We start from the raw sequence: 23,950 nt of genomic DNA, 5'->3' as shown, positions 1-23,950 counted from the left end.
ATTTTTGCGTTTCCTTAACGGTTCAAAAATATTAAGTATGTCAACAGGAACATTAACCTCACCCAAGGAAGTCGAAGAAAATAAAGAGATGATCGCTCAGATGGTTCGCGATTTTTGCACGAAAGAAATTGAACCACATAAAATGAAATGGGACGAATCTCAAGAGTTCCCCAAAGATCTTTTTCATAAAATGGGAGAACTTGGGCTTATGGGGGTGCTTGTACCTCAGGAGTATGGAGGCGCTGGTTTTGGCTACCATGAATATGCGACAGCTATCATCGAACTGTCTAAGGTAGATGGATCGATCGGGCTGTCAATGGCAGCTCATAATTCTTTATGTACCGGTCATATTCTGCAGCATGGTAGCGAGGAGCAAAAGAAAAAGTATTTACCAAAACTTGCATCTGGTGAATGGATTGGAGCTTGGGGTCTTACCGAACCAAATACAGGCTCTGACGCTGGCAATATGAAGACGGTAGCTGAAAAAGATGGAGATGAATGGGTGCTAAACGGAGCAAAAAACTTCATTACTCACGGAAATTCTGGAAATGTAGCTGTTGTCATTGCGAGAACCGGAGAGCCGGGGAAATCAAGAAATGGCAGTGCGTTTATTGTAGAAAGAACTAATCCTGGCTTTAAGCAAGGGAGGAAAGAAGATAAGTTGGGAATGCGCGCATCCGAGACTTCTGAGATGATTTTTGAAGAGTGCAGAATACCCGCAGAAAACCTGATAGGAGAAATAGGTGATGGATTTGTCCAGGCGCTAAAAGTACTGGATGGAGGCCGAATCTCTATTGCTGCCTTAGGATGCGGTATTGCTGAAGGAGCCCTTAATGCTGCTTTGGCTTACGCTCAAGAACGGGAACAGTTTGGAAAGGCAATTGTTAATTTTCAGGGAATCTCCTTCAAACTTGCAGATATGGCAGTAAAGGTGGAAGCTGCTAAGCTACTTACCTATCAAGCTGCTGAATTGAAGAATCAAGGAAAGAGCGTGAATAGAGAGTCTGCGATGGCCAAGTTGTATTCTTCTGAAATTGCAGTTGAAGTAGCTAATGATGGTGTACAAATTTTTGGAGGATATGGATATATTAAAGACTATCCAGCAGAAAAGTACTATAGAGATGCCAAGCTTTGTACAATTGGAGAAGGAACATCTGAAATTCAGAAGGTTGTAATTTCTAGAACCTTATTGAATCAATAATTGTAATGAAATAAAATAGCTGCTATATTTGCGGCCCATTAAAAATTCTGAAATGTTAATAATCAACGTTAAAGAGAACGAGTCAATAGACAGAGCGCTTAAAAGATTTAAGAAGAAATTCGAAAAAACTGGTGTACTTAGAGAGCTAAGATCGCGAACTCACTTCAAAAAGCCTTCAGTAGCTAGAAGAGAAGAGATCATTAAAGCGCGATATATCCAGCACATACGAGACGAAGAAAATAAATAACTTCTTCTTCTTCTTCTTCACCTAAGATTTTAATAAGTTAGTATTCATCTCATTTCCAGAGGTGAAGCTACTTATGGTGGAGACCTTTCTTAAATATCTTTCCTTTGAAAAGCGCTATAGCAAGCACACCGTAGAAGCGTACAGGAAAGACCTCCAACAATTTACCGACTTTCTAAAGATCGATTTTGAAATCGATGATGCTAAAGAAGTACGTCATCCTCAAATAAGAGGGTGGGTGGTTTCATTGATGGATGTGGGCCTTTCACCCCGATCGGTGAATCGAAAAATTGCCACACTAAAATCTTTCTATAAATTCCTGCTTGGACGAGAGTATATAGAAACGAACCCGACCGCTCAAATCAAACCGTTGAAAACGGAGAAAGAGTTACCCTCTTTTGTTAAAGAAGATGAGATTACAGACTTGCTTGATAGGGTTGAATTCTCATCAGATTTTTCTGGTCAAAGAGATCGATTATTGTTAGAGCTCTTTTATTCTACCGGCATTCGGTTAGCGGAGCTCCAGGGCTTAAAGGAGGTAGATGTTAATTCTTTTGAAAATACGATACGAGTACTTGGAAAAAGGAACAAAGAGCGAATCATCCCAATTGGAAATTCGTTAATACAATTGATAGCTACCTATCAAAAATTAAAAAATGAAGCGGGTATGGCAGGGACGAATTTACTTTTGACGGATAACGGAGAATCTTTATATCCGATGTTCATCTACCGAAAAGTAAAAACGTATTTAGCTGCGGTAACTACTTTAAGCAAAAAAAGTCCGCATGTGCTGAGACATACTTTTGCAACTCATTTATTAAACAAAGGGGCAGACCTAAATGCAGTAAAAGATCTACTAGGGCACACCAGCCTGGCTGCAACGCAGGTCTATACCCATAACTCGATAGAAAAGCTTAAGGCTGCCTTTGATCAGGCACACCCCAAAGCTTAATGTATAACCTTTAAACGTGCAAACATGAAGTTACAGATGCATTCCATTCACTTCGACGCAGACGGTAAGCTGCTCGATTTCATTCAAAAGAAAGTTGACAAGCTTGAAACTTTTTATGATCGAATCATCGATGGTGAAGTATTCCTACGCGTAGAGAAAGACGGAAATAATGAAAATAAGATTGTAGAAATTAAGTTGAATGGTCCAAAAAATCAGTTTTTCTCTAAAGAGAAAGCAAGATCATTTGAAGCTGGTGCAGATGCTGCGGTAGAGGCACTGAGAAGGCAACTAAAGAAACATAAAGAGAAAGCGCTTGCACATTGATGAAGTTGTTTAACAATAAAAAGCCCCATGCTCTTTAGAGTATGGGGCTTTTTTTGTAGAACTACTTTCCTTTCAACTTTTTCATTTATTCAACTTTTCCATTTAATGGTGCAGCCTATCGCTCGTTTTTCAGTCACTGCTGGCTTTCTACCTGTCAGTATTGCGTTGATAGCATCTTCTACATATGTTTCTGAAACATCTGATGCATCGTTTGGACTGTCGTCTATTGCACCAATGAATTCAACCTTATACTTATTTGCAGCCTCCTTATTAAGCACATAAACATGCGGAGTTTTCGTGGCTCCAAAAGCCTTGGCTACTTCTTGACTATCATCCCTTAGGTATGCGAAAGTATAGCCCTTATCCTTAGCTCTCTGCTTCATCTTACTCATGGAATCATCTGGTTGTTGAGTAATATCGTTTGGGTTAATAGCGACAACTGGAAACCCTTTGCTGGAGTAATTTTTGTCCAAATCCATAATTCTGGATTCATATGCATTTGCATAGGGACATGTGTTACATGTAAACACCACAATAAAACCTTTGGCATCACTATAATCAGCAAGTGACAAGCTTTTGCCATCAATGTTTTCAAGATTGAAGTCTTTCGCATAATCGCCTACACCGTACCCGGCAACAGGTTCTGTTGCATTCATGAATAGAACGGCCACAACAGCCATCATACCTACAATAAGAATAAATGTTCGTTTCATGGTCTTAGACATTTTAGTTTAAATATTTTTCGATGGTTTTCTCTAGTTCCTCCTTAGTAAACGCTTTCTCATGGAAATACGTTTTGCCAAGATCTGTGACAAATAACGTTGCGGGAATTGCTCCTGACCAATCATTGCTTACTTTCCCCATATAATCATCAGGATCTTTTTCGTCCAGAAAAAGAACATCAGAAGTAAGTGATCTTTTTATCACAAATTTTTTTACTCGCTCCAATTCACTTTGAAAGTCGATACTCACGAGATAAACTTTTATGTTCTCATTCTGGGACTCCAGTGCATCAAAGTGCGGAAGCTCCTTTATACAAGGGCCGCACCAAGTAGCCCAAAAATTAAATACTGTTAACTGCGCGTCTGTATAGAGTATTTTCTTCTGAAGCTCTGAAAACTTCACGACCTCCACTTCTTGAGCGGAAAGGTGAGCAGAGATTAAAACACATATTACAACAGCTACTTTTTTCATCATATGAGATACGAAATTACATGATTCATGTTTTACGGCCCTAACTGATTTTTGCACAAATCATAGATAGTTCGATGAAACCATTTCCTAAAGCGTCTGATACTGTTAATATTTCCATAACATTCATCCCTAGAAATTGCTTGTGACTTTGCTATGCAGAAAAAATGATAAACTTTATCCAGATGAGTGCCTACTTATTGGGATAGTTCAATCCAAACTGATCAATCATTATTTATCCACAAAAACAGTAAGTTATCCACAGCGTTGCTAAAATTAGTCATATCCTGCTGAATATCAGAGGATTAAAGTATTTTGTTGAAGAAAATATTTTGTTGATAACTATAAATAGCTGCCTCTAAATCGCTGTAAGTCAGGTATTTATCAAATGATAATCACTCAGCGGTTTGACGAATGAGTTTCTTGCGATACGCATTGAATATCCTGGACTTAGATATGAATCCAATATATTCTCCATTTTCAATTACCGGCAGATTCCATGCTTGTGTTACCTCAAATTTATTCATCACCGATTGCATTTTTTCTTGAGGTGAGACGCTGGCAGGTGGTTTTTGCATAATGGTCTTTATGATTACTTTCTGCCTTGACTCATCATCGAACATCATTTCTCGGATGTCGTCCAATGTGACAATTCCTTGCAACTCTTTCGCATCGTCCACTACAGGAAAGATGTTCCTCTTACTTTTCATTACGAGTTTCACCAGATCTTCCAAGGTAGCTTCTGGGTTGATGATCAATAGATCTTTTTCAATGATTTTCTTTAAGTCGATTAGACTTAAAACAATTTGATCTTTGTCATACTGAATAAGGTCACCAGTTTCTATCAACCGTTTGGTATAAATGCTATGCTTTTCGAAATAGGAAATGGTGCTGAAAGAAATGGCGGAAACCAACATGAGCGGGACAAACAAATCATAGCCACTGGTGATTTCTGCGATGAGAAAGATGGCTGTAAGAGGTGCATGAAGTACGCCACTCATCACACCACACATTCCTACCAAAGTGAAATTACTTGTACTTAATGATGTATTGAGCAGTGAATTTGAGGTTGAGCTAAACACGAATCCTGAAAGACCACCCATGAAGAGGGAGGGAGCGAAAATTCCACCGCTACCTCCAGCACCTATCGTCAAAGCAGTAGCTATTGGCTTGACTAATAGAATTAAGAAAAAGTAGACAATCAGTGAGGCTTGATTTTGCGTCAATTCGCTGAGTAGGCTGCTTTGAAAGGTATCTAAAGAATTGCCTTGCAGTAAGCTTTTAATGGTTTCATAGCCTTCTCCATAAATGGGAGGAAATGTGAGAATTATAAGTGCAATGGAGATGCCCCCTACAGTGGCTCTGCCAAAATCATTTTTAATCTTCTGTATTCCACCTTCGAATACGTACATGACTCTGGTGAAATACAAGGAAATCAACCCACATACTGCTCCGAAAAGTAGATAGTATCCGGTTTCGCCTGCGATAAAGCTCTCGGTTAACCTGAATGAAAACAGGATATCTTCTCCAAGTAAAACCAAGGCGACCAATTGACCGCAGACAGATGCGATAAGCAAGGGGATGAATCGACTGATTTTTACCTCCGTTAAAATCACCTCCATTGCGAAGATCACACCTGTAACTGGCGAATTGAAGATGGCTGAAATAGCACCAGCTGCACCACATCCCAATAGCACGGTTCTTTTTTTATAGCCAAGATGAAAAAGCCTGCCCAGGTTAGAGCCTATGGCTGATCCTGTCACAACTATGGGTGCCTCCAGTCCAACGGAACCACCAAACCCTACAGTGATGGCGCTGGTAACCATCCTTGAGTACATCCGTGTTTTTCGAATGACGCTGGAGTTTTTAGAAATGGAATAAAGTATTTGCGTAATCCCATGCCCAAGGTTCTCTCTAAAGAAGTACTTGGAGACGAGAACAGTCAGTAAGATGCCTGCAAGCGGATATATAAGGTAGAAATAGTTGAAGCTAAAAATATCGTGATTTAGCTCCAGGTATTTGATTATGACATGAACCGTACTTTTAAGTACAACCGCTGCAAGCCCAGCAAGAAGGCCAATGAGCCCGGCTGTAATGAGCAGGAAATTATTGTCGCCAATGTGCCTAATGCGCCACACCAGAAACTTCATCATTACAGAACTAAACTTGCTTTTGTCTTGGTTTGCCATCTCCTTGAGTCAGGCAAAGGTAGGTCATTGTTTTAGCCTGCAAAAGGGCTAAATGATCACAGCGTTTTTCTTCTCTAGTGCTTCTTCTACATATTGAAATGTAGATAAAACTTCAGGCTGACCGTTCACAACTGCTACATCGTGTTCAAAGTGCGCCGATGGTTTCTTATCAGCCGTTACAATTGTCCAGCCATCATTGAGTTGAATGACCCTTCTGGTGCCCATGTTTATCATCGGCTCTATTGCGACCACAAGTCCTTCTTGAATTTTGCTACCTCTTCCTCTTTTTCCAAAGTTTGGTACTTCGGGAGATTCGTGCATTTTCTTGCCCAGGCCGTGACCTACCAATTCTCTCACCACTCCATATCCATGATTTTCAGCATGCTGCTGGATGGCAAAACTCAAATCTCCAATTCTGTTTCCAGCGACCAATTGTTCAATGCCCTTATCCAGGCACTCTTTGGTCACACGCAATAATTTTTTGACATCTTCATCGATCTCGCCGACAGGAAAAGTATAGGCATGATCGCCGTAGTATTCATTTTTTAAAACGCCAATGTCTACGCCAACTACATCACCTTCTTGTAGCGGCCGATCGGTAGGAATACCATGGACGACCTGTTCATTTACGGAGGTGATAATTGACTTGGGATAATCATATAGGCCGAGAAATGCAGGAACCCCTCCGTGATCTCGAATGAACTCGTCAGCGATTTTATCTAACGCTAAAGGAGTAACTCCCGGCTCAATTTTTTCTGCCATGAGACCCAAAGTCTTTGAAACAATGAGAGCACTTTCCCTCATGATTTCTATTTCTGCCGGTGTTTTGTACTTTATCATGCGAACGCAAAAATACAAACAAATGCCGGTTGATATTTACTTGAAAAGAATGGGATTTAGATTTTTAGATCCGAGAGCTAGAAGCGATTCAGAACGTATAATTGTTTGGATGACCAAAGCAGAGCACAAAAAAAAGGGTCGACATATGCCGACCCTTTTTTGATAGTCTTATAACTCCTTAGTTGACAATTCCTTCAAGTACATCTTTCATTGGCACTCTTGAGCCATCCTTGTAGGAAACAACCCAAGCGTCTTTTACGCCCATTTCTCGCAAGTACTTTTTAAAAGTATCTGCTGTTCGGTATTCCCTGAAAACACCAATAGTGAACTTCTGTAGTCCATCTTTGTTTTCTGCACTGAAATTTGTTGAGTTATCATATTTTGAAAGATCTTCTTTCTTGCTGAAAGCTCCGAGTTGTACTTTAAATACGATCCCCTTGTTTTCGTCAATTCCGCTCCCAGTGTTTTTGGTTGCTACGTTATCAGCTGGTTGAGCATTTTGAAGTCTAGAAAGCTCTTCCCTCAAATCACCAACCTGAGATTGATACGTAAGAATTTGTTGATCTTTTTCAGCAATTCTATCATCGATATTGCCAAGTTCTGTTTTTAGGCTGGTCACTTGTCCCTTCAGGGATTTGTTCTCATCCAATAGCTGTTTGTATTGCTCTGGCTCAAGTTTTTTAATTCTCTTTTTCCACTCTTTTTGCTCTTTTTTGTCCATTTGAGCGTTTGCCTCAAATGCAAAAACACAGCAGAGTGCCAGCGCGATAAGTGATATTGTTTTTTTCATCATCCTATGAAATTGGTTTTTTACACAATTTTTAATGTTACTAAAGTACAAAAATCTCTTGATAATGGATAATCAATCAACTTTTTAGCGATCCGATCATATCTTCAGGTTTCACCCATTCGGTGAATTGGTCATCCGTAACAAGCCCCAGTTCGATTGCTGCTTTTCGCAAGGTTGTTCCTTCTTTATGTGCCTTTTTGGCAATTTTAGCAGCATTTTCATAACCGATGTGTGTGTTCAATGCTGTGACGAGCATCAACGAATTCTCTAATTTTTCTTTGATTACCGCATGATTTGGTTCAATTCCAATGGCGCAGTTATCGTTGAATGATTCGCATGCGTCACCGATTAATCGGGCTGAGTTGAGCAAATTGAAGACCATCATGGGCTTAAATACATTGAGCTCAAAATGACCAGTCATGCCTCCTGCTGAAATTGCCACATCATTTCCAAGTACCTGAGCACATACCATGGTAAGGGCTTCACATTGTGTAGGATTTACTTTTCCAGGCATAATGGAAGAGCCAGGTTCATTCTCTGGAATGGTGATTTCTCCAATTCCACTTCTTGGGCCTGAACAAAGCATCCGGATGTCATTTCCAATTTTCATGAGGCTTACGGCCAGTTGTTTCAATGCGCCATGTGTTTCGACAATTGCATCGTGTGCTGCGAGTGCTTCAAATTTGTTTTCAGCAGTTCGCATTGGCATACCTGAATGCTTAGCGATTTTTTCAGCTACCAGTTCAGCGTATCCTTCAGGTGTATTGAGCCCTGTTCCTACAGCAGTTCCTCCAAGTGCAAGTTCAGATAAGTGATCAAGCGTATTGTTTAGCGCTTTCAATCCATGATCAAGTTGAGATACATATCCGGAAAACTCCTGACCCAGACTCAATGGTGTTGCATCCATGAAATGCGTGCGTCCGATTTTCACTACATCTGTGAAAGATTCAGACTTCTTATGAAGCGTATCCCGGAGCTTTTTCACTTTAGGGATGGTATTTTCTGCAACCATCTTGTAGCCGGCGATGTGCATCGCCGTAGGGAATGTATCGTTGGAGCTTTGGCTCTTGTTTACATCATCGTTGGGATGAATGATTTTATTGTCGTCGGACAGTGAACCACCGTTTAGCACATGCGCCCGATTGGCAATCACCTCATTCGAGTTCATGTTGGACTGAGTGCCAGATCCTGTCTGCCAAACTACTAAAGGGAATTGGTCATCTAATTTTCCAGCAAGAATTTCATCGCATACTTTGCCGATTAGATCGGACTTCTCCTTTGGAAGCACTCCAAGATCCATATTGGTCTCAGCGGCAGACTTTTTTAGGATGGCGAACGCTTGAATGATTTCGAGCGGCATCTGATTCTTTTCTCCTCCTATTTTGAAGTTGTCTCTGGATCGTTGGGTTTGAGCTCCCCAGTATTTTTCAGCAGGTACTTTCACCTCGCCCATCGTATCATGTTCTATTCGGTATTCCATTTGGGGTCATGTTTAATTGCTGCAAATCTAACAATGGAAGCCGCTTTTAGATTTCAATTATCATTTGTTTTTTGTGTAATCAATTTCTAGACCTACATTTGTTTAGAATCATTCTAAATAATAAACCAATTGGCCACCTCAGTTCTTTTAGCTGATTTTCAATACCTGACCCGACAAGGGATAGCCACACTCATAAAAGCCATGCCCGGATTTAATTTGGTCAAACAGATTGACTCGCCTGAGAGGTTGATTGAAGTTGCAACTGAGGTGCATCCGGAACTGATTGTAATTGACATCTCTGACAAAGACAAAGAACTGGTGCCCAAACTCCGTCAGATGAAAGAAACACTTGATTCAAGCTTCCTTGTTATTTCAAATAGTCAGACCAAAAACTCCATTCAACAAATGTTGGCGATGGGCATTAAAGGTATTTTGACAAAAAATTGTAGCGAAGAAGAGATCATCAATGGACTTAGAGCGGTAGCTCAAGGAAATCGTTTTTTTTGCAATAACATTCTGGACATGGTGGTAGAAAGTCCAAAAGATAATGATGACTGTGAACCTACCAATTTATCACCCAGAGAGTATGAGGTATTGGAACTGATCACCAAAAGCATGACGACTGCTCAGATCGCTGAAGAATTACATTTGAGCGTTCATACGATAAATTCACACCGAAAGAATATTCTGAAGAAACTCAATCTTAGTTCTCCGGCAGAACTGATCGTTTATACGCTTGAGACAGGCCTGGTGAAAAATTAGCCTACTTTGGTATTGCTGTTGGTTGTCTATTTTCATCAATTGCAACGAAAGAAAATTCCCCCTCAATAGCTTGTTCTCGTTTTTCAGAATACATCTCCTCAATGAAGATTTGCACGGAAACTTTAAGACTTGTATTTCCAACATGGATTACGCGTCCAATTAATTCGACGATGGTCCCTGCGGGGATAGGTTTTTTGAAATCGATCTTGCTGCTGCTCACCGTTACCATTCGCTGGCGACTAAACCGAGTAGCGGTTATGAAAGCTACTTCATCCATGGCATGCATGGCGGTGCCTCCAAACAAGGTGTCATAATGATTGGTGGTGTTGGGGAAGACCGCTTTGAAAATGCGGGTTTCAGATTTTTCTATGCGATGGTCTAGTGTCATGATTTTGTGATTTCAGAGATTAACTAATGAATGACTCATTAGGTTCTTTTCTGATTAAAACTCACCAGTGTTAGCTACTGAATCACTACTTCTAGTGATGCGACTAGCGAGTAGTAGTGATGTAAAATTTCCCCACGCATAGCGATTGCGAGATATGTCCAGCAAAATCAATTTTGCATTGTTTAGAATCATTCTAAACAGAGTGTCAAAACATACTTTTGCAAACCATTACAATAATGAATAAGAACAAATTAATACTTGCCCTTTTTGTAGGGATGACCATATCTCTTGTCAGCTGTGGAGATGATGACGGTGGAAGCATCTCCATCAATGAACCTGAAACATACGTTTTTGAGCGAGATGGAGTATCCACCGTTTCATTCAGCGGTCAGACAACACGCATCCTCATGGCGGAGGAAATCATCGACGCACTTAAGGACAACACCCTTGATGAAGCGACTATCGACGCGATGTATGCGCACATAGAAGGCGCTAACGATTTTGAAGATGCTACCAATTTTGGACTGAATGCTTCTGATAAGAGTGTAAGAAGTAAAACTGCTGCTTCTTCGGATTTCTTCTCATCCAATGCTACGGGGTCCGCAGCTATTAAAGCTGACTTTGATGGATGGATAGCTTCACAGGCTTCAGAGATTTTCCCAAACTGGACCACTGAAGCTTCCGCAGGTCAGGCTGGATTTATACAAGAGGCTGGTGGTGGCTCTACCAGATATGTCAATGGAAAAGGGTTGGAATACAATCAGGCTTTCAGCAAATCACTGATTGGTGCTTTGATGGTAGATCAAATCCTCAACAACTATGTGAGTATCGCTGTACTGGATGCAGGTACAAACGTAGAAGACAATGACGCTTTGACGTTAGCCGAAGGCAAGAGCTATACGAGCATGGAGCACAAGTGGGATGAAGCATATGGTTATGCATACGGGAATGCAGCAAATACAGCTACTCCCAATGCCACGATTGGTGCCGACGACAGCTTTTTGAATAAGTATATCGGAAGAGTAGAAAGTGACGATGATTTTGCTGGAATTGCAGCGGACATTTACAATGCCTTTAAGCTGGGTAGAGCTGCGATTGTTGCTGGGGACTATACTATCAGAGACGCACAAGCAGAGATTATTCGAGAGAAGATATCAATGGTAATTGCGGTGCGAGCAGTGTACTATTTGCAGCAAGGAAAGGCGGGACTTGAAGCTAGCTCGGTGGATTACGCATCGGTGTTCCACGACCTTTCGGAAGGATATGGATTCGTTTACAGCCTTCAGTTTACCCGAATGCCCAATAGTGAATCCCCGTACTTCTCGGATGCGGAAGTAGATGAAATGATCAATGATTTGATGGGTAGTACAAACGGATTATGGGAGGTAAATGCTACGACTTTAGATGATATCTCAAATGAGATTGCAACAAAATTCTCCTTCACGGTGGAGCAGGCTGGGAGCTAAGGTTGATTGAGCAAAATGAAGAAGGCAGCAATGTCTCCTTTACATGTTTTATACAGGATGAAGATAAAGATGATAAGGAAGCAAAGTTTAGTTTTTATGTCAATTGCACTTAGTATGTGCACCTTTTTAACAGGTTGTTCCGACGATGACACTGGTAATGCAGGAGATGGCTTTGATCGCGAGCGGATGCTTGTAAACTGGGCCGATAACATCATCGTGCCTGGCTACACTACTTATGTATCCGAGCTAGCTGCCTTAAATACTTCGGTCGAATCTTTTACAAATTCACCCTCCGTTGAATCATTGGATGACCTTCGAGCGGCTTGGCTTTCAGCCAACATTGCATGGCAGCATGTAGGTATGTTTGAGATCGGGAAAGCAGAAGAGCTCACCCTGATCAACTATACAAATGTCTACCCTACAAGTACAGAGGATTTAGTCCAAACCATCGAATCTGGGAGCTATGACTTGACTTCTGTAAATAAGCAAGACGAGCAAGGGTTTCCTGCAATGGAGTATCTGATATACGGAGTGAAAAATACAGATCAGGAGATCGTCGACCTTTATTTGCAAGAGACGACAAGTCAGCCATACAAAACGTACTTGATTGATCTTGCTGAAAGACTAGAAACGATGGCACAAACAGTGCTGGATGATTGGAGAAATGGCTACCGTGATACATTTGTCAATAGCATTGGTTCTGAATCTACTTCGTCTGTGAATAAGTTGGCCAATGACTACATCTTCTACTATGAGAAGCATTTACGAGCAGGAAAAATTGGTATTCCTGCGGGAGTTTTTTCAAGTGAAAGATTGCCGGAAAAGGTAGAGGGCTTGTATAGCGGAAAATCGAAAGAGCTATTTATCGCTGGACTTGATGCGTTGCAGGATTTTTTCAACGGAAAATCTCCGAACTCAAACCTGACAGTCGAGGGTGAGGGTCTCCAGTCATACCTTGATTTCGTGAATACGATACGCGGAGGTGAAAGCCTGGGAGCACTGATCAATGCACAGTTTGTCGCGGCCCGAGCTAAGGCAGAAACACTTTCGGATGCCTTCAGCTTGCAAGTAGAAAACAACAATGGCTCCATGTTAGAGACATATGATGAGCTTCAGAAAAATGTGATCAATCTTAAGGTGGATATGCTTCAGGCATTGAATATCCGTGTTGATTTTTTTGATGCAGACGGGGACTGATGAAGCTATTCGATTCGCCATATTTTTCAAAGATGACTGAGGCTGCTCCATTGGCAGTCTTTCGTGTTTTCTTTGGTTTGATGATGTTGGCGAGCATTATCCGCTTTTGGGCGTATGGTTGGATCAGTAAATTATATATCGAACCTAAATTCTTTTTCCCTTACTATGGTTTTGAGTGGGTGCGCCCCTTGGGCAACTTCACGTACTTGTTATTTGTCATTTGTGGTCTATCGGCACTTGCTGTTGCCATTGGTTTTCGTTACCGAATTGCCATCACTCTTTTCTTTTTCAGTTTCACCTATATAGAGCTGATGGACAAAACTACGTATCTCAATCATTACTACTTCATCAGTGTGCTAAGCTTCTTGATGATATTCTTGCCAGCAGAGAAATGCTTTTCGTGGGATGCTAGGAAGGAATCTTCGAGATTTGTGGCGAGGCGGACAATTGACAGTGTTAAACTCATGCTTGGGATTGTCTATTTCTATGCCGGTCTTGCCAAGCTAAATTCGGATTGGCTGGTAAAAGCCATGCCATTGAAAATATGGCTGCCGGGCAAATACGATGTGCCACTGGTAGGAAGTTTTCTTCATCAGGAATGGGTCATTTATGCCTTTAGCTGGAGTGGAGCATTATACGATCTTTGTATTCCGTTCCTGCTCCTTTGGAATCGCACACGGGGAATGGCTTTTGTTTTGGTCGTGGTTTTCCATGTTCTCACAAGAATCTTGTTTCCCATTGGAATGTTCCCCTACATCATGATTGTAAGCGCATTGATCTTTTTTGATGCCAAGCTGCATGAACGGATCATCACCCTTATGTCAAAGATTTTGAAACTCAAAAAAGCTTTACATGCAGACACAGGTGTTCTGAAACCAGCTTCGAAAGGAAAGCTTCGATTGCTGGCCTTTTTCTTTGTCATTCAGCTTCTACTTCCATGGCGACACCTGGCATACCCGGATGAACTATTCTGGACAGAGGAAGGCTTTCGGTTTTCCTGGAGAGTAATGCTCATGGAGAAAGCCGGATATGCGAACTTCAAGATAGTGGATCGTACCAATGACGAAACTTTCTATATAGATAACAGCGATTTTCTAACGTCATTTCAGGAGAACCAAATGGCAACTCAACCAGACTTTATTTTGACTTATGCACTTTACCTTCGCGATCATTTTTCTAAGCAAGGCAAAGAAGTGGAAGTGTATGTTGAGAGCTATGTGGCACTGAATGGAAGAAAAAGCCAGCCGTACATCGACCCGTCAGTTGACCTGACCCAGCACACAGAATCATTTAAACATAAGCGTTGGATACTGCCATTTACTGATGAGATTAAAGGGATATAACACAGCAACAATTCTTTTCCTGCTGGCCGGACCATTGATGGCGCAGTATACCCTTTCAGGTACCGTCATTGATGCCGAAACTAAGCAGCCCATTACGAATGCCGAAATCTACGATCGCAATACGAGTCAGCTAACTGCCACAAATGGGAAAGGCTACTTTGAGCTGAACAATCTCAAAGCAGGTAAGCATCAGGTGGTGATCATGTCATTGGAATATCAGACGATGGAAGAAGAAGTTGAAATGACAGGCAATAGAAATATTACGATCCCGATGGTGGAATTTCAACAGGAACTTTCGGAGGTAGTGATCAGTCAGAAAAGAGAAGAAATATTTGCCTTGACAAGGCTTCAGCCAGTAGAGGGAACGGCTATTTATGCAGGAAAGAAAACAGAGGTGATCCTCTTGGATCAAATGGTGGGGAATGCGGCAACCAATAATGCTAGGCAAATCTATTCACAGGTTGTAGGGCTCAATATCTACGAAAGCATAGATGCTGGTTTGCAGCTCAATGTAGGTGGTCGTGGCTTAGATCCAAATCGTACTTCCAATTTCAATACACGACAAAATGGCTATGACATCAGCGCGGATGTGCTTGGATATCCAGAGAGCTACTACACGCCACCTTCAGAAGCGCTCAGTCAGATTCAGGTAATCAGGGGAGCAGCATCGCTTCAGTATGGAACACAGTTTGGGGGCTTGATAAATTTCAAGATGAAGTCGCCGGCTAGCAAGCCGATAGAGCTTACTGCGCGGCAATCCATCGGTTCTTTTGGTTTGTTCAATACTTTCAATTCACTGAGTGGGACGGTCGGCAAATTCTCATACAACACTTACTTGAACTATAAGAAAGGCGATGGCTTCAGACCCAACGCTGGTTTTGAATCTACCAACTATTTTGGCAGTATTGGCTATGAGTTTTCTGAGCGGACATCTGCCCAGTTGGAATTCACTTCGCTGTACTACTTGGCACAGCAGCCAGGGGGATTAACTGATACCCAGTTCAATGCGGATCCAACTTTTAGCAACCGAACACGAAACTGGTTTGAAGTAGACTGGAAGTTATATGCCTTGAAGCTAGCGCACAAACTCACAGAAAGAACCGATTTAAGTCTTTCTGTATTTGGCTTACATGCTGAAAGGAATGCAGTCGGTTTTAGGGGGGGTACCTTTGATCCCGCTGAGAATCAATTCTTCGCTTTCGATCCGAACAAAAATCCGATTACAGAAGAAGACATTCAAAACACGGATGGATCTTACCAATATGCAAGAGATATCATCAGCGGTCAATTCAGAAATGTGGGTGCCGAATTTAGATTGCTTACACGATATAAGCTAAAAGAAAGAGACGCTATTCTGCTGTTAGGATCGAAGGTTTATAAAGCAGCTAATGCAGGCATTCAAGGTCCTGGCAGTACAGGCGTTGATGCGGACTTCAATTTACGAACCAATGAGTTTGCAGATTATCCTTTCGTTTCAGACTTCAAATTCCCGAACGTCAATTTGGCCTTTTTTGGAGAGCAAATCTTCTTCATGAATGATCGATTTTCCATTACACCCGGATTTAGGTATGAATTCATAAAGACGGAAAGCCGAGGAACCTATCGGCAAGTTGGATTTGATAATGCTGGAAATCCTATTTCGAATAATGAATTTGAAGACAATCGTGTTTTTGAGCGTTCTTTCTTGCTGTTCGGAATAGGTGTCAGTTACGAGCCATCAGAAAATTTGGAAATCTATGCCAACCTTTCGCAGAATTACCGCTCTGTCACTTTCAGCGACATTCGGGTGATAAGCCCGACATTTGTCATCGATCCAGAGATTTCAGATGAGCGAGGTTTCACTTTCGATTTTGGTACTAGGGGCAAGTGGAAAGAATTGATCTCTTACGATATTGGGGGATACGGAATATTGTATGATGATCGAATTGGAATCATTTTAGATGATCGTGCCAATAGGGTACGTGGAAACATTGGCACAGCATTGATCTTTGGTTTTGAGTTTTTCGCAGACTGGAATCTGGCAAAATCCCTTCAATTACCACTAACCTCATACAAACTCAACTGGTTTATCAATACAGCGATTACGGAATCCAACTATTTACGGTCCGATGAAAATAACGTGAAGGGAAAGCAAGTGGAGTTCATTCCCTTGATCAATCTCAAAACTGGCCTACGTTTTGGATATAAAAACCTTTTGGGAAGCTTTCAATTCACTCACCTGTCTGAGCAGTTTACAGATGTAGAAAACTCTTCCGCACCGGCTGATGGAGACAATCGAAATGGCATCATTGGTAAAATTCCAGCCTACTCAATCATGGATTTTTCACTTTCCTACACTCACAAAAACCTCAAAGTAGAAACCGGAGTGAACAATTTGCTTGACGAACAGTATTTTACTCGTAGAGCCACCGGATATCCTGGACCAGGGATCATTCCATCGGAGCCCAGAAACTATTATTTAACCTTACAGTTCAAAATATAATGAGATACCTTCTGCTAATCTTAACACTTATTGCTTCATGTGCTCCAAAAGAGGAGAAGAAAGAAGTTGAGGAATACCCTGTGCTCGAGACCATGGGCTACTATCAGCGATTTTCTCACAAACTTTGGCTGGCAGGTAGAAACCAAAATTGGGAATTGGCAAACTTTTATACCCATGAATTGGAAGAGGTGACAGAGCATCTCATTGAAGGAGATGTCATTCATGATGACTACAATTTGAGCAACCTTTCGGAGGCTATGCTACTTCCTAAGATTGAGCAGGTAGAGGAGGCAATCAGGAAACAAGATGAGGTGCTTTTCCTTGAAAATTATGAGCTCATGATAAGCTCTTGTAACCTATGCCACAACACAACCAAGCATAATTTCATCAAGATCACAATACCCAATGATTCCGCCGCTTGGAACCAGAAATTCTAGACACCAAAGAATAGGTCAATTTTGATCATTAATGACTGAAAGAAAAAATAAATGTGGGTCGTCACTGACAACCATTTAGAATTAATCTAAATAAGCTTGCTCAAGTCGCCTCTGAGCCTTACGTTTGCATTCTATTTAGAATCTATCTAAATAAGGAGAATTGATGAGTAGAGCCCCTGTACAACTTCCGGTTTCTAAACTTTATGAAGAGCACCTTCAAAAGAAGAAAAAGAAAGGAAAAAAATTGAAGGATGAATGTTGCTTCAAGTACATGAAGAAAAAGGGGAAATACTGTAAATCATGTCCAACACTACACGCAATGTGCCAAAATGCAGGAAGAGATATATAAAACGAAAAGTGCGTCAATCGCGCAATGTGAGCTTACAGATAGTTTTCTGCTGACATTCGATCAGGAGGAGATTCTGTTCAAGCTTTGTGATCTTTTTGTGTTTAGAAAGAAAATTATGGCTTTTGACATCCTTGAACTTTTAGAGAGTACAGCTCCTGACGTTGAGGTCGTACACCTTCCGCATTGCGATCGTTTCCTGCTATTAAACCTTCGAGAGATACTGGAATTTAGAGAGCTTCTAAACGGAACGTTCGATACCTTAGCACTTAACAGTGCCATTCAAAAGATTTTACGTAAGAACGTATTCAACTTTTGATTGGAGATTTTAGAAGCCATTTAGAACAGAACTTGATATGAAAGATATTTTAAGAAGACACCATGTACTTAAGGATGAGATTGTTGACATCATCAATCGTCAAATAAAAATGGAGGCGCATTCTTCTGCTGCATACCTGGCCATGGCTGCTTGGTGCGATGTAAGAGGATACGACAATAGCGCAGACTTTTTCTTTCAACAGTCAGATGAAGAGCGCAAGCATCAACTGAAACTGTTCCACTATCTGTGCGATATGGAGTGTGATGCAGTTTCTCCGATTGTAGGAGAAAGCCAGCATGACTTTGGTTCATTACGAGAAGTTTTTGAAAAGGCATTGGAGCACGAAATCGCTGTTTCTGATTCCATTCATGAAATAGTAGGCGAGTGCAGAAAGTACAACGACATAGCCACGGAAGAATTCATGCGCTGGTTTGTACAAGAGCAGATCGAAGAAGAATACATTGCTCGAAGAGCACTCGAGTTGTTCGATGTACTTGGTGAGGATAAGATTGCTTTGGGAATGTTCGAAGAGCGCATTCTAGGCATTACTTATGAGCCAGGCTAATGGGTAGGCTGCTTTAGAAAATATACTTACGGCTCTCTTTTTAGGGAGCCGTTTTTTTATACAAGCATTTGCGCATCCTGCGGACATATCAGAAAATTGATGTCTGAGGGTTTTGTTATAACTTTATATAGTTCATAACGCTCACCACTATGTCAAATGAGAAACAATCACCCGACTGGATTTCCCTTTCTACAATTGGGTCCGTAAGCGGCCTATCTGCTGGAATCTGGTTAGTTACCAACTACTCTTACGGTCTGGTAAACTATTTTTACAATTTCATCTACAACCGGATAGAGCCAGGTTCATATGCCATAGATCGTACGTTCTATTGTGTTGTCATTCCATTGCTGTTGGCAATAATTCTGACGCCCAGAATCATTTCTCGCTTTTTCCCACCCATTGAAGATAAAATGATAAGAAAGTTCATCATGGTACTGAATATCATTTTGGTTCTGTCCAGTTCTCATGGCCTTCAGTCAGGTTATTCTTCCATGAATGTGGATGAATCTGGATATGTTCAGGATGCTGCTTTTCTTGGTTTAGATCCTAACCCATGGCTGAGGCCAAAGGTCATGAGAAATACAATTTCAACGTTGGTTCGAGAAAAGAAGATGCTGGAAGACTCTATTGTAAAGGCAAATAGTGTAATTGACTCCCTATCAATGGATTTTGGTGTAGAGACAGATCTGTCCGTCATAGAAGATGTTTCAGATCAAAATGCCACGATTGAACAATATGTGAAGGCATTGAAGGAGGTAAAGGTGTATTATAAGGCGCTTCTGGAGGAGAAGTCAGATTCTATTGACTTAGTGTCTCAGCATTATTTTAAGATAAGAGACGCATTTGCAAAGCAGTATGCGTACAACATACGCTATGATAGCTTGTTGAAGGTGCTGGATACTGAGATTAGAAGAGAGCGATTGAGAAACAAGAAAGTCCAAGATGCTCGAAGAAAAATAGACTCATTAGATCGTGAAAATGAACATTAGTTAGGGCTTAAGCTTGCTTATAAAATCCCAAAGAACTACCCCAATGCTAACAGAGATATTCAGCGAATGCTTGGTTCCGTATTGGGGTATTTCCAGGACAGTATCTGCATGCTCTACCACTTGATCGTTTACTCCAAACACCTCATTACCAAACACGAAAGCATATTTAAGGTCTTTCTTAACCTCAAAGTCCAGCAAGGAAGTACTTTCATCTGCTTGTTCCACAGCTACAATCTGGTAGCCATCCGTTTTTAATTGATCGATGCAATGAGTGATGGTCTCCTTATGCTCCCATGTTACGGTATCCTGTGCTCCCAAAGCTGTTTTGTTGATTTCACGATGTGGAGGTTGTGCAGTTATGCCACATAAATATATTTTCTCCAATGAAAAAGCATCTGAAGTACGAAAAGCAGAACCTACATTCATCGCACTACGCACATCATCAAGCACAAGTACCAGGGGGTTCTTCTTTGCATTTTTAAATGCTTCAGGCGATAGCCGATTCAGCTCTTCGTTTTTTAATTTCTTCATATCACTGGGTCATCCTGAACTTGTCACAGGATCTTTCGATAATAATTGTATTTAGATTCTGACTGTTCCACGACGGAATAAATTCAGAATGAATCTGCAAAAGACATAATAAACTAATTATTGTCTCTTGTGACTATTAATATTGCAATCTAATTGCCAAAATTAAACTGAACGACCTGCATGGCAGCACCTAAGACTAAAACGAAAGAAACACCCCTCATGAAGCAGTACAATGCCATCAAAAGCAGGTACCCGGGTGCATTGCTTTTGTTTCGGGTAGGTGACTTCTATGAGACGTTCGGTGAAGATGCCGTGAAGGCGAGCAAAACACTGGATATTGTACTGACGAAACGCGCCAACGGGTCTCAAAAAGAAATGGAGCTGGCGGGCTTTCCGCACCATGCAATGGACACCTATTTGCCTAAACTGGTTCGTGCCGGCTATAGAGTAGCCATTTGTGATCAGTTGGAAGATCCCAAGTCCGTCAAAGGAATCGTAAAGCGCGGGGTTACAGAGCTGGTGACACCAGGACTATCTCTGAATGACAATGTGCTGGAACAGCGAAAAAACAATTTTTTAGCGTCCATTTATTTCCATAAGGAGAAATGTGGAGTTGCCTTTCTCGACCTATCCACGGGGGAGTTTATGGTTTCTTCCGGTACAGAAGATTATGTAGACAAACTTATTCGAAGTTTTCAGCCAGCTGAGATTATTTACCCAAAACCAAGCAGGGATTTATACGGAAGCAGATATGGTGAAAACTTCTCCTCATTTCCACTGGAGGAATGGATTTTCAGTAGGGACTATGGCTATGAAAAACTCACAGGACATTTCGGTGTTCCGAATCTGAAAGGGTACGGAATAGAAGAGCTATCGGAGGGAGTTTTAGCTGCGGGCGCTATCCTCTACTACCTCGACGAGACTGAGCACAAAGAAACCAATCACATCAAGTCTATTTCACGGATTGATGAGAACAAATATGTGTGGCTTGATCGCTTTACGATACGAAACCTGGAGTTGATTCAATCGGCCCAGCCTGATGGTATTTCACTGATTGACACCATCAATCACACGCTCACACCCATGGGAGGAAGGTTGCTCAGAAAGTGGATGGTGTTGCCACTCAAAAGTAAACCGGAGATTGATCAACGGTTAGACATAGTAGAGACATTGACTGTTGAAGATGAGCTACAGTCTACCCTTCGAGAATTTTTAGAGAAAATAGGGGATCTCGAAAGATTGGTAGGAAAGGTTGCGACTAGTCGCGTCAATCCAAGGGAGCTCCTTCAGCTCAAAAAGAGCTTATCGCAAGTCCAACCAATAAGAGAGCTGCTGAAAGGAAAAGAGTCTTTCAATGCATTTCATGATTTGCTAAATCCGTGCGAGAAGCTGATTGAAAAACTCACGAATGAATTGAAAGAAGATGCCCCACTTCAACTCCACCAAGGAGGGGTAATTGAAACGGGAATCAATGCAGAATTGGATGAGCTGAGAGCAATCTCCACCTCTGGGAAAGACTTTCTTTCCGGGATTCGAGATCGAGAAATAGAGCATACAGGCATCAGTTCTTTGAAGATTGCTTACAACAAAGTATTTGGTTACTATCTGGAAGTTTCCAACGCGCACAAAGACAAAGTGCCGGAAGAATGGATCCGAAAGCAAACGCTTGTGAATGCAGAACGATACATTACCGAAGAGCTAAAGCAATACGAAGAAAAGATTCTGGGTGCCGAGTCTAAGATTGCCGTTTTAGAGCAAAAGCTTTACAGTGAATTGGTGGTCTTTGCACACACCTACATAGATGCCATACAGCAAAATGCGAAAGTAATTGCACAACTGGATTGCCTCGCATGCTTTGCACAACAAGCTCAATCGTATCAATATTGTCGGCCAAATATTTCGGAGGATAAAATTCTGGACATCAAGGCAGGGAGACATCCAGTGATCGAGCGAAATCTTGCACAAGGCGAAGACTTCATTGCCAATGACCTGTACCTGGATAATGAATCCCAGCAGGTCATGATCATAACCGGACCTAACATGGCTGGTAAGTCGGCGTTGCTCCGTCAGACGGCTCTGATCACTCTGATGGCTCAGATGGGATCCTTTGTTCCTGCAGGTTATGCCAAGATAGGATTGGTAGACAAAGTATTTACCCGGGTAGGTGCTTCGGATAACTTATCGCGAGGAGAATCGACGTTCATGGTAGAAATGACTGAAACGGCTAGCATTCTGAACAACCTAAGCGATCGCTCGCTCGTGCTGATGGATGAGATCGGACGGGGCACAAGTACTTATGATGGTATTTCCATTGCCTGGTCCATAGTAGAGCATTTACACAATCACCCGAAAGCGAAAGCCAAAACCCTGTTTGCTACCCACTATCACGAGCTGAATGAACTGGCGAAAGATTTACCGAGAGTGAAGAATTTCAACGTTTCTGTGAAGGAGTTGGAAAACAAAGTGATCTTCATGCGCAAGCTTGTGGAAGGGGGAAGTGAGCACAGCTTTGGAATTCACGTGGCTCAGATGGCGGGAATGCCGAATGAGATTGTGATTCGGGCAAATGAGATATTGAAGCACCTGGAAAAGGAAAAGTTGACCGATTCAGATCGTCAGAAACTAGAAGAGCTACCTACGCAGCAGTTTCAAATGAATTTGTTTGAGGCCGATCCTCGCATGGAACGCATGCTGGATGTACTTCGCAACATTGATGTTAATACAACATCACCTGTTGAGGCATTGTTAAAGTTGAACGAATTGAAGGAAGTACTTAAGGGATCTTAAGCGGCCAATACTTCGTTTTGCATTGAGTCAGCTTCCATGATCAGGCTATTTACGTATTGCAGTTGAGCCTGTAGTTCAGCATCATTGTTTCCATCAAGAATTCTTACCAAGTGCTTTCTTACTTTCACGGCACATTCTAGGGTCATTTCTATTTCTTCTCTGAACATTTTCTTTTCGTTTTTGTGAGGTATTTATTTTCCTGTTCCATTGAACAATACAAATGTGAGAAAAAAGGTACGGCCTGATTCCTCGGTAAATCACCTATTTAAACTAGGTCAAATTACTAGTCAATTTTGGAGCTTTTTTGCACCTCGATAAGGAGCTGTATTTCGTCCATCGTTTGGCGGGGATTAATCGAAACAAAGCCTTTTTATTTGATATTGAAGGTTTTTAATTTTTTGTTAGAATAGTTGCGGCTTGGTTGTTTTCTAAAGCAGCAACCTGTCCAGTTAGGAAGAAAACATTCGGCAGCTCAATTTTGTGTGTGATATAGTTGTAATTATATGAGCTTCATATAAATTTGCATTCCTTTTCAAAGGAGAAGCAAGCAAAAGCTTGACTTTTAAAAGCGAGAGTAGCTCAGCTGGTAGAGCACGACCTTGCCAAGGTCGGGGTCGCGGGTTCGAATCCCGTCTCCCGCTCAGTATGCCGCACTAGATGCGGCATCTTTGTTTTGGAGAACTACCTGCCTCGGTGGTGGAACCTGCCTGCGGCAGGCAGGTTGGTAGAAGGGAAAAGCTTAAAACAGAAAGAGTGTTTTTTGTTTGCGCTATAAAAAGTACAAGTAGGAACTACATTTATGTTGGTCTTACAAATAATCTTGAAAGAAGATTATCTGAACATAATGAAGGAAGAAACAGAACAACAAAGCCATACCGGCCTTTTGTGTTGATTCATTTAGAGAAGTTCGAAACAAGAATGGAAGCCAGAAATCGAGAGAAGTATCTCAAATCTGGTATTGGAAAGGACTTTTTGAAAAGTCTTTGATGCCTCGGTGGTGGAATTGGTAGACACGCAGGACTTAAAATCCTGTGACCATTGCGGTCGTGCGGGTTCAAGTCCCGCCCGAGGTACTTCTTAAAGCCCTTAGATTATTCTAAGGGTTTTTTTGTTTTGAGGAGATAATA

Annotated in this window: 24 protein-coding genes and 2 tRNA genes; 17 read left to right on the top strand and 9 right to left on the bottom strand. The window is 41.5% G+C overall.

Annotated features, from left to right (window positions below):
• The first annotated feature begins 37 nt into the window (after positions 1–37).
• The 4 genes from ABJF57_RS02780 to hpf all read left to right on the top strand — a co-directional run bounded on the left by ABJF57_RS02780 (position 38) and on the right by hpf (position 2,721).
• Positions 38–1,201, top strand: a complete 1,164-nt coding sequence (locus ABJF57_RS02780) for an acyl-CoA dehydrogenase family protein (protein WP_462231461.1) — start codon at positions 38–40, stop codon at positions 1,199–1,201.
• A gap of 52 nt (positions 1,202–1,253) precedes the next feature.
• Complete coding sequence (gene rpsU, locus ABJF57_RS02775; protein WP_462231463.1) at positions 1,254–1,448, top strand: 30S ribosomal protein S21; 195 nt, start codon at positions 1,254–1,256, stop codon at positions 1,446–1,448.
• A gap of 61 nt (positions 1,449–1,509) precedes the next feature.
• Positions 1,510–2,397, top strand: a complete 888-nt coding sequence (locus ABJF57_RS02770; RefSeq protein ID WP_462231465.1) for a tyrosine-type recombinase/integrase — start codon at positions 1,510–1,512, stop codon at positions 2,395–2,397.
• Positions 2,398–2,421: 24 nt separating this feature from the next.
• The gene (gene hpf / locus ABJF57_RS02765) at positions 2,422–2,721 is read left to right on the top strand and encodes a ribosome hibernation-promoting factor, HPF/YfiA family (RefSeq protein WP_462231467.1); all 300 of its coding nucleotides are present in this window, start codon (positions 2,422–2,424) and stop codon (positions 2,719–2,721) included.
• Between the two features lie 89 nt (positions 2,722–2,810).
• On the opposite strand, the gene ABJF57_RS02760 is transcribed toward hpf, so the two are convergent.
• The 6 genes from ABJF57_RS02760 to fumC all read right to left on the bottom strand — a co-directional run bounded on the left by ABJF57_RS02760 (position 2,811) and on the right by fumC (position 9,211).
• Positions 2,811–3,434 (bottom strand): thioredoxin family protein, encoded by a 624-nt coding sequence (locus tag ABJF57_RS02760; protein ID WP_462231469.1) that lies wholly within the window; start codon positions 3,432–3,434, stop codon positions 2,811–2,813.
• Positions 3,435–3,447: 13 nt separating this feature from the next.
• Positions 3,448–3,918 carry a TlpA family protein disulfide reductase gene (locus ABJF57_RS02755; protein ID WP_462231471.1) on the bottom strand — a complete coding sequence of 157 codons (471 nt, stop codon included), beginning with the start codon at positions 3,916–3,918 and terminating at the stop codon, positions 3,448–3,450.
• 389 nt (positions 3,919–4,307) lie between these two features.
• Positions 4,308–6,101, bottom strand: coding sequence for a chloride channel protein (locus ABJF57_RS02750; protein WP_462231473.1), 1,794 nt, complete (start codon positions 6,099–6,101; stop codon positions 4,308–4,310).
• Positions 6,102–6,149: 48 nt separating this feature from the next.
• A complete protein-coding gene (gene map, locus ABJF57_RS02745) occupies positions 6,150–6,941 on the bottom strand; it encodes a type I methionyl aminopeptidase (RefSeq protein WP_462231475.1) in 792 nt (263 codons plus the stop codon).
• 178 nt (positions 6,942–7,119) lie between these two features.
• Positions 7,120–7,734: an Ezrin/radixin/moesin family protein gene (locus ABJF57_RS02740; protein WP_462231477.1), complete on the bottom strand. Its 615-nt coding sequence runs from the start codon at positions 7,732–7,734 to the stop codon at positions 7,120–7,122.
• Between the two features lie 73 nt (positions 7,735–7,807).
• A complete protein-coding gene (gene fumC / locus ABJF57_RS02735) occupies positions 7,808–9,211 on the bottom strand; it encodes a class II fumarate hydratase (RefSeq protein ID WP_462231479.1) in 1,404 nt (467 codons plus the stop codon).
• A 129-nt stretch (positions 9,212–9,340) separates the two neighbouring features.
• Between fumC and ABJF57_RS02730 the strand changes: the two genes are divergently transcribed.
• Complete coding sequence (locus ABJF57_RS02730; protein ID WP_462231481.1) at positions 9,341–9,973, top strand: response regulator transcription factor; 633 nt, start codon at positions 9,341–9,343, stop codon at positions 9,971–9,973.
• A gap of 1 nt (position 9,974) precedes the next feature.
• On the opposite strand, the gene ABJF57_RS02725 is transcribed toward ABJF57_RS02730, so the two are convergent.
• Positions 9,975–10,361 (bottom strand): acyl-CoA thioesterase, encoded by a 387-nt coding sequence (locus ABJF57_RS02725; RefSeq protein ID WP_462231482.1) that lies wholly within the window; start codon positions 10,359–10,361, stop codon positions 9,975–9,977.
• Positions 10,362–10,597: 236 nt separating this feature from the next.
• Between ABJF57_RS02725 and ABJF57_RS02720 the strand changes: the two genes are divergently transcribed.
• The 8 genes from ABJF57_RS02720 (at position 10,598) to ABJF57_RS02685 (ending at position 19,505) form a co-directional block, all read left to right on the top strand.
• Positions 10,598–11,827, top strand: coding sequence for a DUF4856 domain-containing protein (locus ABJF57_RS02720; protein WP_462231484.1), 1,230 nt, complete (start codon positions 10,598–10,600; stop codon positions 11,825–11,827).
• A gap of 96 nt (positions 11,828–11,923) precedes the next feature.
• Positions 11,924–13,024, top strand: coding sequence for an imelysin family protein (locus ABJF57_RS02715; RefSeq protein WP_462231486.1), 1,101 nt, complete (start codon positions 11,924–11,926; stop codon positions 13,022–13,024).
• A complete protein-coding gene (locus tag ABJF57_RS02710; RefSeq protein WP_462231488.1) occupies positions 13,024–14,367 on the top strand; it encodes an HTTM domain-containing protein in 1,344 nt (447 codons plus the stop codon). Before ABJF57_RS02715 ends, ABJF57_RS02710 begins: the two co-directional genes overlap by 1 nt.
• Positions 14,348–16,849 carry a carboxypeptidase-like regulatory domain-containing protein gene (locus ABJF57_RS02705; protein WP_462231490.1) on the top strand — a complete coding sequence of 834 codons (2,502 nt, stop codon included), beginning with the start codon at positions 14,348–14,350 and terminating at the stop codon, positions 16,847–16,849. Before ABJF57_RS02710 ends, ABJF57_RS02705 begins: the two co-directional genes overlap by 20 nt.
• The gene (locus ABJF57_RS02700) at positions 16,849–17,286 is read left to right on the top strand and encodes a hypothetical protein (protein ID WP_462231492.1); all 438 of its coding nucleotides are present in this window, start codon (positions 16,849–16,851) and stop codon (positions 17,284–17,286) included. Before ABJF57_RS02705 ends, ABJF57_RS02700 begins: the two co-directional genes overlap by 1 nt.
• A 329-nt stretch (positions 17,287–17,615) precedes the next feature.
• A complete protein-coding gene (locus ABJF57_RS02695) occupies positions 17,616–17,951 on the top strand; it encodes a hypothetical protein (protein ID WP_462231494.1) in 336 nt (111 codons plus the stop codon).
• A 37-nt stretch (positions 17,952–17,988) separates the two neighbouring features.
• Positions 17,989–18,516, top strand: a complete 528-nt coding sequence (locus ABJF57_RS02690; RefSeq protein ID WP_462231496.1) for a ferritin — start codon at positions 17,989–17,991, stop codon at positions 18,514–18,516.
• 149 nt (positions 18,517–18,665) lie between these two features.
• Positions 18,666–19,505 (top strand): hypothetical protein, encoded by an 840-nt coding sequence (locus ABJF57_RS02685; RefSeq protein WP_462231498.1) that lies wholly within the window; start codon positions 18,666–18,668, stop codon positions 19,503–19,505.
• Here the strand turns inward: ABJF57_RS02685 and ABJF57_RS02680 are convergent, their stop codons facing one another.
• Positions 19,506–20,036, bottom strand: a complete 531-nt coding sequence (locus tag ABJF57_RS02680; protein ID WP_462231500.1) for an RNA methyltransferase — start codon at positions 20,034–20,036, stop codon at positions 19,506–19,508. It lies immediately after the preceding gene.
• Positions 20,037–20,216: 180 nt separating this feature from the next.
• Here ABJF57_RS02680 and mutS point away from each other — a divergent pair, with 180 nt between their 5' ends.
• Positions 20,217–22,823, top strand: coding sequence for a DNA mismatch repair protein MutS (gene mutS / locus ABJF57_RS02675; RefSeq protein WP_462231502.1), 2,607 nt, complete (start codon positions 20,217–20,219; stop codon positions 22,821–22,823).
• On the opposite strand, the gene ABJF57_RS02670 is transcribed toward mutS, so the two are convergent.
• The gene (locus ABJF57_RS02670; RefSeq protein WP_462231504.1) at positions 22,820–22,990 is read right to left on the bottom strand and encodes a hypothetical protein; all 171 of its coding nucleotides are present in this window, start codon (positions 22,988–22,990) and stop codon (positions 22,820–22,822) included. The genes mutS and ABJF57_RS02670 overlap by 4 nt on opposite strands.
• A 401-nt stretch (positions 22,991–23,391) precedes the next feature.
• Between ABJF57_RS02670 and ABJF57_RS02665 the strand changes: the two genes are divergently transcribed.
• From ABJF57_RS02665 to ABJF57_RS02655, 3 genes are all read left to right on the top strand, one after another.
• Positions 23,392–23,464: transfer RNA gene (locus tag ABJF57_RS02665), tRNA-Gly, on the top strand.
• Positions 23,465–23,480: 16 nt separating this feature from the next.
• Complete coding sequence (locus tag ABJF57_RS02660) at positions 23,481–23,810, top strand: GIY-YIG nuclease family protein (protein WP_462236272.1); 330 nt, start codon at positions 23,481–23,483, stop codon at positions 23,808–23,810.
• 1 nt (position 23,811) lies between these two features.
• Positions 23,812–23,896 (top strand) — tRNA-Leu (locus ABJF57_RS02655).
• Positions 23,897–23,950 lie beyond the last annotated feature (54 nt).

The organism is Ekhidna sp. (genome assembly GCF_039940915.1).
GTDB lineage: Bacteria > Bacteroidota > Bacteroidia > Cytophagales > Cyclobacteriaceae > Ekhidna.
Note: the sequence above shows the minus strand (reverse complement) of the source record. Positions and strands in the feature narration are given on the sequence as shown.